Below are 11734 nucleotides of genomic sequence, written 5' to 3' on the forward strand. Positions count from 1 at the left end.
TTATTTAAATACTTATAATTGTATATCACTATCTTCAATGGTCTCTTTTACTATTTGATACCTAAAGCTTATAAACTGATACCCTTGCTTGATATACATATCCTTTGCAGTATCTTCTCCATCAGCTATCAAAATCATTGGCTTTTCACCAGCATAACGAGCTACAAAACTCTGCATAACAGTTCCAATTCCTTGTCTTTGAAAGTTTGGTAACACACCAAAGCCATCTATTTCGATTGTATTGTCCGAAACGATTATATCCAATATACCTACAGGCTGGCCTGCTTTATAAGCTATCAGACGTTCTTTATTATCGATACCATAACTAGCTCTCAGGAGTTGAATACTCTCATTTGCATATGCATTGCCATATGGTAAGGCAAATGTTCTATAAATTTGTATGTAATCCTCAATTGATTCTGATGAAACAAATTGGATATCAATGTCAGTGTTGTTCGATTGCGGAAAATCCTTAGCTTCAATGGCATACAATTCCATTAAACCTAATTCAAAACCAGTTCGCTCTAATAAATTAATCCACGTATCAGAAAGTAGTACATTTTCTGGAAAAACAAATGCTAAATGTTCGGAACCTTGTTGCTGATGTAATTTAGCTTGTTTCAAGACATGTTGTTTAAATTCTGTGATTGAAGGTAAATACTTGTATTCCCATTTATTCGTATCATAGACTAAGGGTTCATCCGGAGTTAAGTAGATCGTTTTATCTTTTTCATTTTTAAATATCGTACCTTGTTGAAAGATATTATCCATCGAAATTTTCAACTCCATCACCACACCTTGTCAATTAATTGTTTGTTTTTAATAATTGTTGGAAACGACTATGATTTAATAATATATTGCCAATTAAGCTTGCAATAATTGCTTTTATTATATCTCCAGGCATAAATGCAAATGATAAAAGTATCGATTTACTCATTGGAATATTAGTAATTATGCCCATAATAAGCGTACCTACTACATCTAATAATACTACCCCAAATATAATAGTTGTAACTAATAATAAGATAAAATTAATCTTTTTGAAGTATAAGTCTCTTACTAAACCAATGAGAAATGCAACAACTGGATACATAAATAAGAAACCAGCAGATGGACCAGCAAATACGCCTATACCACCTCTGCCACCAGATAATAATGGTAATCCCGCTGCAACAAGTAATAATAAGACAATCACACTTATCGTGCCATACTTTCTCCCTAAGATAATTGCCGCCAAGAATATACCTATATTTTGTAACACGATAGGTACAGGCATAATTGGCAACGGAATTGCTGGAACAAAACCTAACACAGCAATGATTGCCGTCATTAATGCTGTATATACTAAATATTTTGTAGTCACAATACATCCTCCTTAATTTCGTTATCTCACCATTAATGTAAACATTAATATAAAAACAGTTTACAATATTGAATGATATATTTAGATTCAATAAAATGCAATATATTTTTACAATGATGGTTAGGATAAAAATACATTAATGCGTAATTTCTAGAAAAATAACGCATTAATGTATTGATTGGTATAATCAAAATTAAACTTAGGCATCAACGTTTAATCACAAGTTTTTTCAAATGTAAAAAGAGAGCTAATCCGTTGAGGATTAACTCTCTTATTTTGAGAATGGGATTTACGTCCCAAACACTTAAAATAATAATAGTCTATTGTCATTTAATAAGTATATTGCTTTAAAGCACTTACTAAATTCCCTAATAAGTTACTGATAATACAATTTCATAGCTTTATATTATTTTAATAATTTTTCTTTTAAATCTTTTCTCATATATTCCAATGTGTATGGATCATTATACCAATAAGTTTCTGCTTGAACTTTGATTACATGACCATCCTTAACTGCTGGAATATTATTCCATAAATCTGTTTTAGCGTATGATGGCGTAGCTTTACCTTCACTTGTTGAAACAATATAATCACCAGCATAATCTGCAAGTTTTTCTTGTTTAATTTCAGCCCAGCCTTCTTTTTTAACTAACTTGTCTAATTTCTCAGGCATTTTTAGACCGAATGCTTGGTATAATACTTCGCCACCACGACCCCAGTTTGGTCCGTAACTATATAATTTTTTGTCAAATTCATCGAAGATTGATACTGTTGCATCTGAACCAATTTTTTCTTTGATTTCTTTACCATCTTTTTTAGTTTTAGCTTTCCACTTTTCTTCCCAAGCTTTAACTTTATCTTCTTTACCTAACAATTTCCCTAATTCTTCTTGTTGATCTAGATATTTATGTTTACCATAGTCAAATACAACTGTTGGTGCAATTTTTTTGTATTTTTTGATGTTTTTATCAGTAGAATATACAATAATTAAATCTGGTTTTGATTTAGCAACCTTTTCAACATCGTTATCTCCAACTTTTGTAACACCTTTAAATTTATCTTTTAACAATTTACTGCTATCTACTTGCTTGTTTACAGCAACAATTTTCCCACCAAGGTATTTAACTCCCCCAGCATATGTAGGTGCAACAACCGCAATGCGTTTCGGTGATTTAGGTACATCGATACTCTTGCCACTATCTAATTTATAAGACTTTGTTTCTTCTTTCTTTGAATCGCTATCCGATTTATTACCGCAAGCTGCCAAAATTAAAACTAAGGCAATTAACGGAAACAATAATTTCTTCATTTATTTCCCTCCATTGAAAACGATTATCAGTTACAAAGTAATTATATAGCTTCTAAAGTAATTTTACAATAGTAATATTTACAAGTATTGTGATAATTAATAATTCAAAAAACTACGTATAAAATTTCTATATAAGTATAAAAATAATTGCCTCTTATTTTTTAAAATAAATAATAAGGAAACTGAAATACTTATACCTGAAAATGCTATCCACAAATTGTAAATCATTTTGTAGAAACAGTTCTAGGAATAACAAGGTTAAAACGTGAACTAAGATTAGCATAAATGGCTATCAATATCAGAAAAACAACAGCACTAAGTACTAATCAATTTGATAATAATAAAAAAATCGATGATTTTTACATTTTCACAGTAAAAATCATCGATTCTATTTTAGTTTGAAAGCTAATATCCCAGACTCTCACTCTAGCCTTGATATTCCAAATCCTTCTATAAAATAAAGCCATATATAATACTTAGCTTATTCGAATAAACCAAGTACTGACTTAGCAATATTTGTATAAGCCATATCTTCCATTGGAGGGTTATGTAACCCTGCTCGCATATCACGATAATAGCGCTGTAAAGGGCGATCCATCTCAAGGCTCTTAGCACCAACAATTCTCATGGCAATATCTATCACTTCAAGACCTTGATTCATCACTAATACTTTTGAGGCTGATGTTTCATTCCAAACATTCGGTGTTGCTTCTGATGTATAAAGCTGTGCGGTGCTCCATAAGAAATGTCTAGCAGATAATAATAATGATTCCATCTTACCTATATTTTGTTGGACGGTTGGCAGTTCTCCAATACACCCCTCAATGCTGTTTGGACTATGTTTTTTAGCAAAATCTACTGCATAGTCTCTAGCAGCTTGTGCAATACCAAGATATACACTCGGAATATGTAGAATCCAGCCATTAGGTTTCTTAACGCCAGCACTTCTCGTTTCTACAAAATTCTCCTTAGGAATGTGTACATCATTTAACACTAAATCATGACTTTCAGTTGAGCGCATTCCTAGCATATTCCAATTATCAGCAATTTCAACACCTTGCATATCCTTTGTAACTAAATAGTACCCTACTTGTTCGAGTGATTCACTATATGCACTGACAACAAAGTGGGTTAACCCTTTACTCATCGATGTAAATGTTTTAACTCCATTTAACACATAACCATCTTCTGTTTCTACAGCATGGGAAGCTGGTCTGCCGCCTCTAGTTGGACTACCAGTTTCCGCTTCACTAATCGCTCTATTAACTAGCGCACCTTGTTTCACAGCTTCTGCAAATGATTCTAACATTGGTGATTCCCATAACTCTTGTTCATAAAGTTGGCCGACAACACTCAAGTGCCAGCCTATTGATAAGGCAGTAGCACCATCTATAGCGCCGAGATGACTTTGCAGAATCACCATATCTTCAATGGTAGCACCTTCTCCGCCATAGCTTTTTGGTAGTGTTAATTTAGAATAGCCTTCTTTGACAAGCCATTCTATATTTTCATAAGGAAAGCGAGAATGTATGTCATTGTATGCCGCTCTAGATTGAAATGTTTCCTTTATTGTTTCAAATTTATGAATCCACTTTTGTTGTATATCTGAATGTATTAATGCGGAATCATTCACTTCTATCACCTCTTAGTTAATCTCTTATTATGATAATCTTAGTTTAACACTCAACATTATCTAAATAAAGTCATTAAAAAATTTAATCCTTACTTTACCGATAAGATATATTATGATAGTTTTTAATTAATACATATATGGAGGACAACAAAATGATTTCTGTAAATAATCTTAAACTTCAATACAAGGATCATAAAGTTTTAAATGACGTGAGCTTTTCACAAAAAACTGGAACAGTAACAGCCATTATTGGTCCTAGTGGTTCCGGTAAAACTACGCTCTTAAGAACATTAAATGCGCTTGCTATACCCAAATCCGGAACAATTCAAATTAATGATACAACATTTGATGCTAGTCACTTTACTAAAAAGGATATAAAGCAATTACGTAGTAAATCTGCAATGGTGTTTCAGAACTATAACCTCTTTAAAAATAAGACAATATTAGAAAATATAACAGAAGGCTTAATATATGGACAAAAAATGAGCCTAAATAAAGCCACGGAAATCGCTGAGTCATACTTATCCCAAGTGAATTTATTAGAGCATAAAGATAAATATCCAATACAGCTTTCAGGTGGCCAAAGTCAACGTATCGGCATCATACGTGCATTAGCGTTAAATCCAGAAATTTTATTGTTGGATGAACCTACATCTGCACTTGATCCCGAATCAATACGCAGTATATTAACACTTATAAAATCAATTGCCGAAAAAGGAATGACGATGGTACTTGTGACGCATGAGATTGAGTTTGCAAAAGCTATTGCTGACCAAATTCTATTTATAGATGAAGGAAAAATCGCACATCGTGGCACACCAACAGAAGTATTAGAAGAGGCTAATTCAGAACGTATACATCGCTTTTTAAATAAAGTACGAACAGAAGGTGATTATGTATGACCTTTAAACGTTCTTGCTATTTAGCGATACTATTGTTGCTAATTTTGACAACGGCAGCTTGTGGTAAAGATAGTAATTCGCAAAATAGCTCATCGAAACAAGAAGTTAAAGTTGCACTGTCAGCAGAAGTGAATCCACCTTACCTATACACAAATAAAAAGAATGAATTCGTTGGTTTAGATATGGATTATATGAAATTGCTAGAGAAAAAATTACCTCAATATGATTTCAAATATGAAGTTGGCGAAGAGGAATCTAATTTAGTTGGTATTGGTTCTGGAAAATTTGATATGGGAATCAATTGGTTCTTTAAAACACCAGAACGAGAAAAACAATTTCTCTATCAAGATGAACCATACAGCTATGCTTTACCTTTATTAGTAGTTAATAAGGATAACAATAATATACATAGCTTAGATGATTTGCCAGGCAAACGCCTTACACCTATGGCTCCAAGTGGCGGATTATTCTCAATACTTACACAATATAACAAATCACATCAGAAACAAATCGATATAGATACAATTCAAGAACCATCCAATGGAGATAATTTAAAAATGGTAAGTCAACAAAGAAGAGATGCAATGTTTTTAAATTGGAATACATATAAAGCAATTCAAGAACAAATCAACGCCAATGTCAAAATCGGTGGCATCGTCAAAAAAGAACCACTCCATATTGTCTATAATAAGAAACAACAGAAATTACACGATGATATAGATCAAGCAACTAAAGAATTAAAGCGCGAAGGTAAACTTCAAGCATTGTCAAAAAAATACTTTGATTTAAACGTTTTTGATAGTTTAAACGAAATCAACGAAGATAAAGATAAATTGGAGGTGCAATAATGAGCGCATCAATAAATTGGATTGACTTATTTTTACAAGTCGTGCAACGATTGCCACTTACATTAGGTATCATATTATTGTCATTACTATTTTCTATTATTATTGGTTTTTTATTAGCTGTTATACGTATTAATAAAATACCTTTCCTTGCACCTATTGTCAGAGTATATTTATCATTTATTCGCAGTACACCACTCTTAGTACAATTATTTTTAGTATATTTTGCATTACCTCAATTATTATTATTTATTCATATTGATATCAATCATTTTAGTAGAATGTTTTTTGTAGTATTAGCCTTTTCATTTCATACAGGAGCGTATCTTTCTGAGATTATACGTGCTGGTTATCAATCCGTCGATTATGATCAAATAGAAGCTGGTCTAACAGTCGGATTATCCTACCCAAGAATTATGAAAGATATTATCATTCCACAAGCTTTACGCAATAGCATTCCTAATTTGACGACACAAATTATCGAATTAGTTAAAGATACCTCTCTAGCATTTACAATCGGTATTATTGATATGATGGGACAAGTTAAACTCATTATCGGTAATAATTATGGGCTCGGTATGTTAGAAGTATATATCGTTATCTCCCTTATTTATTGGATGATTGCATTAATAATTCAAGGCGTATTCACTGCAATTCATAATAAAACAGAAAAACCATATCAAGTATAAGGAGAATAAATATGTCATTTATTTTATATACAATCTTTGAGGTATTAAAGGGTGTTCCCAACACTTTAATTATCACTATAGTTGCCATAATATTTGGTTTAATCATAGGAACACTTTTTGCAATCATACGACTAAAAAACGTTCCAGTATTATCACAATTAATTATTATTTATAACTCTTTTTTCAGAAGTACACCTTTAATCGTACAATTATTTATTGTTTACTATGGGTTACCTTCACTAATTTTATTGCTTAATGATCAATTTAATTTATCTATTAATCCTGATATGTTTTCACCATTAATTATTTCACTTATTGTATTTTCACTTCATGCGGTAGCTTATCTGAGCGAATCAATTAAAGGTGGTTTACAATCAGTAGAAAATAGTCAAATAGAGGCGGCTCAAACAGTTGGTCTATCTAAATTTAATATTTATAGACGTATCGTTTTACCTCAAGCATTTGGTTATGCTTTACCCAATATTGAAAACCAATTTATTATGCTTTTAAAAGGGACTTCTCTAGCATTTGCTGTTCAAGTAACTGAAATTATGGCCGTTAGCCATGTCATTGCAAATGAAGGTTATCGATTCATCCCAGTTTATTCCGTAGCTGCAGCATTTTACTGGTTGCTTGCCATTATTTTTGAAGTAATCTTCTCGAAATTAGAAAATAAAACAACACGTCATCTACAATTCACATCCAATTAATTCTAATTATGCGATGTAATAATAATGATGAATAGCCAGTGCCTATTCAAATTTGTAGTATATAGATCACATTAAATTCAAAGTTATTATTACCACATTCGTATATGCTTAACAAATATGAGACAAAAATAGCCAGTAAACGAATATAAATTCATTTACTGGCTTACTTTATTATAAAGTACAATCATCACATAGTTTACCTTTATCTGCTTGTGATGGTATATGACTTATGAATAAACTTTTAATTTTATGCGATAGATTCGGCATACTTTCTTTTTAATTCATAATAGTGTTTTACCTTTTTAGGCATGGCATCATCAGCTAATTCGGCCTTTGTCACAATAGGATACCGTTTAAATACTAATGCGCCTAGATATCCACAAACCCCACTACAAATTGCACATAGCATTGCTACTAATATTACTGTTAAGGCATTATTAAACCCAAACATAACCATTAAACCAGCAATGGGCGTTGCTGTACCTGTTGCATTATTAACTAAACCGAACAATGCGATAATGATACCAGAAATTGCCCCGCCAACAAAGTTTGTCACATAAACTGGCACTGGGTTTGCAGTAACAATATCTGCTTGTGATAGTGGCTCTATAGCGACAGCAATTGTCGTCTTTCTATCTCCAAATTTTAGCTTTTTAAATAACACAAAGTTCAAGAACGAAGATGCAAACACTGCTAATGCACCGATTGCCATTGGTGTACCTGTGAGACCTAATAACGCAGTCAACGCCATTGAACTTAGTGGTGCAGTTGCCACTACAGTGATAATACCACCTAAGACAATCCCCATTAATATAGGACTAGAATGTGTAGAATCTTTAATTATATTGCCTATTTGTAATAATGTCGCATCAACCACAGGCGTAGAAGCAGTTGCTAATAATCTTGCTAATGGTGCAACTATAACGATTGATGCAATCAAATCCAGTCCATCTGGAAATTTTTCTTCTATCCATAGCATAACAAAACTCATTAAATAACCTGCAATAAATCCTGGTAATAAATCCATATTGCCACACGCTACTGCTATCACAAATGCGTATACAGGTAAAACACCTAATGCTAAAGCGACGAGTCCAGCGGCTGCTACACCACCTAAACCGCCTGCTATATTACCTAATTGCCCTAAGTAATCCATACCCATTAAGTCTCCACCCACATATTTATGAAAGGCTTCAACCAAAAATGAAGCTATAGCTGCATTGGCTAAAGCTCCCATAGCCTTTCCACCTTTTGGAGCCTTACTGGTAAATAGTGTAAATAAGTATAATACTAATCCTAAAAATAATACCCCGATTAATAATTTCATTATATTACCCCTTTTATGTATGCGTTTTCATAACCGTCATTAATTGTATCACATCACATACATTAGAAATAATATATTAGAGTGCAAAATATAAATTACAATATATTTTTACATAATAGAGGTAATATATATAATGATTTTAATCACAAAAGTTATTATAATTGTGATTGCAATTGTTCAATAATTTGAGTTATTTTCGCTCGTTGTTGATCATCTATATAGACTACTACGGTTCTTTCGTCAATTTGGCTTCTTTTTTTACTTAAAAATTCCATTTTAATCAATTTCTGTAAAGCTTTCGTTAAATAATATGGCTTGAGATCGGATGAAAGTGCAATTTCCTTTGCTGTTATTTCATTTGAATTACAATTATAAAGATAATTCAAAATATAGATTTCTTCATAGTTTAACTTAAATTGCTTTTTAGAACTCTTAAAGAATTTCTTCCCTTGTTGATAAGTAGCAATAAGTTCATTTAGTGTTTTAAACTTTTGTTGTTCCATATAACCACTCCTAATGTTTATTCTAGATGTTAATATATACTAAAGTGATTCTTATATATTAATATAATAATTTTATACTATTCCGTACATTCTATTCAATATAAGTAGCTATGAAAAATGTTAAAAATGCCCACTATTTTTTTAATATTTACTTTTAAAAATAAAACAATAGTAGTTAACGCAACATTTTATTAATAAAAAATGAGCGAGCTATGATTTTAGTTAAAATATTTTATCATTTCGATTGATCTTTCATTTATAAATGTAGATAAAATTAACATAATGTCCACTTTTCACTTAACTTAATACTTTTAAAGTGATTCAACACAACTAAAATATTACGTATACTATTTGTTTTTAATTTTGTAATGTGTATTAAATAACACGTAGTATCATTAATTTGGCGAGACTCCTGTGGGAACAGGACAAGCTGAAGACTACAGACTGAAGCTGGCCCCTAGGAAAGCGAGCCAACAATACATAATATTGAACAAAAAATAGATGCAAATTTGTGGATTGGATGATTTACATTCCTATAGAAATTTAACATTTGTATCTTAATGTAAAATACTTTTCTTTAAGAAATAATTTGGCGAGACTCCTGAGGGAACAGGACAAGCTGAAGACTACAGGCTGAAGCTGGCCCCTAGGAAAGCGAGCCAATAATATATATAATATTGAACAAAAAACACTCAGATAAATTGAATTCAATCATCTGAGTGTTATTTTTATAGGATTTATGTCCAAAAGTACTTTACTTATATTCATATAAGTATCTAACTATAGTAGTTTTGATTTATTTCTTTTTACAATCTACAGTATCTAGTAAGCTTAATGCTGCTAAACCAGTTAAATCTAACGCATGTTTAGCACCAGCTTTACCATGTCCAGCTTCAAAATGTTTAAATGCCGCAACACCTAATACTGAAATTGCTAATAATGAACCAAGGCGTGATAGCTTTTTGCTACCAAAACTTAATACGAAGAATAAAGCACTTAATGCTTCAACCGCGCCAGCCAATGGTACTGCATTTGAAGGTAAGTTAAACACTTCTTCAAATGTATCTTTCATTGATTGATCACCTTGTAATTTTGGTTTTGCTGCTCCATATAATTCTTTTGCTAATTTTAAATTTGTTAAATAACGTAAAATCATTAAAAACGCTCCTTCTATTTATTTTCAAAATATTTATTTACAATAGGCTTCACACGATTTGCTAATAATTCAATAGTACGAATCGTTCTTTCATGTGGCATCGAACCAACAGGGGTATGCAACATGAATCGTGTTATGCCTAGTGTTTCCACTGTTTCTATAATCTTTTGTGCGACGGTTTCAGGACTACCTACATACAAGGCACCGTGGGGCCCAGCTTCTCTCTCAAAGCTATTTTGGTCATACGGTGGCCAACCACGTTCTTGAGCCAATATATCATGACTTGCTTTAACAGATGGGAAAAATTCACGCTTCGCTTGTTCATCTGTATCAGCAATATAGCCCCATGAATGTGTTGCAATTTTTAAATCATCTACCTTATGTCCATAAGATTCAGCAATTGACTGGTACATGTCTATATTACGTCTAAATCTTTTCGGATCTCCACCAATTATAGCATAAGTTATTGGTAATCCTAATGCTCCTGCTTTTAACGAGGATTCCGGAGTACCTCCAGTAGCTATTGATATAGGCAATGCATTGTGTTCAGCTCTAGGATAAACACCTAAATTATCAATAGAAGGTCGTAAATGCCCCTTCCAATTGACGATTTCATGTTGATTAATCTTAAGAAGTAAATCAATCTTTTCATTAAATAACTGTTCGTAGTCATCTAGATTATATCCAAATAATGGAAATGATTCTATAAATGAACCTCTTCCTACCATTATTTCGGCACGTCCATTTGAAACTGCATCTAATGTAGAAAAGCGTTCATATACTCTAACAGGATCATCTGAAGATAATACAGTAACTGCACTAGTTAATTTAATATGCTTGGTATTTCTAGCGGCTGCAGCTAATACCGTTACTGGATCTGATACTGCATAATCAGGTCTATGGTGTTCACCAAGACCATAGACATCCAAACCATTTCGATCTGCTGTTTCTATTTCTTCTATTATATTACGAATTCTTTGTGCATTACTGATTGCATCTTGTTTACCTTGTTCTGTATAGATATCACCATTATCTGCAAAAGAGGTCAAGCCAATTTCTATCTTCACTATTAACACCTCCAAATCTAGTATAATTTTTATACCTAAATATTAAAACTTTCTGATAAAGGTGTCAATATCTCTGCTTAATTCAATTTTTTATATGTATAATATGACCTACTGCTGCACAATTAATCTATAGTATTTTTGTATTTTCAAATAATAAATTTACCTAATCAATTATATTTTGAAATTTTCTGTTATTTTACAGCTTTGTAATAATAGAGATTGTAACAATA

At 31.9% G+C, this 11734-nt stretch carries 12 protein-coding genes; 4 read left to right on the forward strand and 8 right to left on the reverse strand.

Translation table 11 applies throughout. The annotated features are described in order from the left end of the window. Positions 1 to 12 precede the first annotated feature (12 nt). The 4 genes from SH09_RS07970 to SH09_RS07985 all read right to left on the reverse strand — a co-directional run bounded on the left by SH09_RS07970 (position 13) and on the right by SH09_RS07985 (position 4305). Positions 13 to 771: a GNAT family N-acetyltransferase gene (locus SH09_RS07970; RefSeq protein ID WP_042739117.1), complete on the reverse strand. Its 759-nt coding sequence runs from the start codon at positions 769 to 771 to the stop codon at positions 13 to 15. Positions 772 to 805: 34 nt separating this feature from the next. Next, positions 806 to 1363, reverse strand: a complete 558-nt coding sequence (locus tag SH09_RS07975) for a biotin transporter BioY (RefSeq protein ID WP_042739118.1) — start codon at positions 1361 to 1363, stop codon at positions 806 to 808. A gap of 406 nt (positions 1364 to 1769) precedes the next feature. Continuing rightward, positions 1770 to 2672 (reverse strand): ABC transporter substrate-binding protein, encoded by a 903-nt coding sequence (locus SH09_RS07980; protein ID WP_042739119.1) that lies wholly within the window; start codon positions 2670 to 2672, stop codon positions 1770 to 1772. Positions 2673 to 3153: 481 nt separating this feature from the next. Beyond that, a complete protein-coding gene (locus tag SH09_RS07985) occupies positions 3154 to 4305 on the reverse strand; it encodes an acyl-CoA dehydrogenase family protein (RefSeq protein ID WP_042739120.1) in 1152 nt (383 codons plus the stop codon). A 152-nt stretch (positions 4306 to 4457) separates the two neighbouring features. Between SH09_RS07985 and SH09_RS07990 the strand changes: the two genes are divergently transcribed. Genes SH09_RS07990 through SH09_RS08005 form a run of 4 tightly spaced genes read left to right on the forward strand, consistent with a single transcriptional unit; the run spans position 4458 to position 7451 of the window. Then, positions 4458 to 5207 (forward strand): amino acid ABC transporter ATP-binding protein, encoded by a 750-nt coding sequence (locus tag SH09_RS07990; RefSeq protein WP_042739121.1) that lies wholly within the window; start codon positions 4458 to 4460, stop codon positions 5205 to 5207. Beyond that, entirely contained in the window at positions 5204 to 6055 is an 852-nt protein-coding gene (locus tag SH09_RS07995) for an amino acid ABC transporter substrate-binding protein (protein WP_042739122.1), read from the forward strand. The genes SH09_RS07990 and SH09_RS07995 overlap by 4 nt, the downstream gene beginning before the upstream one ends. After that, complete coding sequence (locus SH09_RS08000; protein ID WP_042739123.1) at positions 6055 to 6741, forward strand: amino acid ABC transporter permease; 687 nt, start codon at positions 6055 to 6057, stop codon at positions 6739 to 6741. The genes SH09_RS07995 and SH09_RS08000 overlap by 1 nt, the downstream gene beginning before the upstream one ends. Before the next feature lie 11 nt (positions 6742 to 6752). Continuing rightward, positions 6753 to 7451 carry an amino acid ABC transporter permease gene (locus SH09_RS08005; RefSeq protein WP_042739124.1) on the forward strand — a complete coding sequence of 233 codons (699 nt, stop codon included), beginning with the start codon at positions 6753 to 6755 and terminating at the stop codon, positions 7449 to 7451. A gap of 247 nt (positions 7452 to 7698) precedes the next feature. On the opposite strand, the gene SH09_RS08010 is transcribed toward SH09_RS08005, so the two are convergent. The 4 genes from SH09_RS08010 to SH09_RS08025 form a co-directional block, all read right to left on the reverse strand. Then, positions 7699 to 8778: a PTS sugar transporter subunit IIC gene (locus SH09_RS08010; protein ID WP_042739125.1), complete on the reverse strand. Its 1080-nt coding sequence runs from the start codon at positions 8776 to 8778 to the stop codon at positions 7699 to 7701. Positions 8779 to 8933: 155 nt separating this feature from the next. After that, positions 8934 to 9281, reverse strand: a complete 348-nt coding sequence (locus tag SH09_RS08015) for a transcriptional regulator, SarA/Rot family (RefSeq protein ID WP_042739126.1) — start codon at positions 9279 to 9281, stop codon at positions 8934 to 8936. A gap of 796 nt (positions 9282 to 10077) precedes the next feature. Beyond that, positions 10078 to 10437: a DoxX family protein gene (locus tag SH09_RS08020; protein WP_042739127.1), complete on the reverse strand. Its 360-nt coding sequence runs from the start codon at positions 10435 to 10437 to the stop codon at positions 10078 to 10080. 14 nt (positions 10438 to 10451) lie between these two features. Beyond that, positions 10452 to 11504 (reverse strand): LLM class flavin-dependent oxidoreductase, encoded by a 1053-nt coding sequence (locus tag SH09_RS08025; protein WP_042739128.1) that lies wholly within the window; start codon positions 11502 to 11504, stop codon positions 10452 to 10454. Between the last annotated feature and the right edge of the window lie 230 nt (positions 11505 to 11734).

This window comes from Staphylococcus gallinarum (genome assembly GCF_000875895.1).
GTDB classification, from domain to species: Bacteria; Bacillota; Bacilli; order Staphylococcales; family Staphylococcaceae; genus Staphylococcus; species Staphylococcus gallinarum.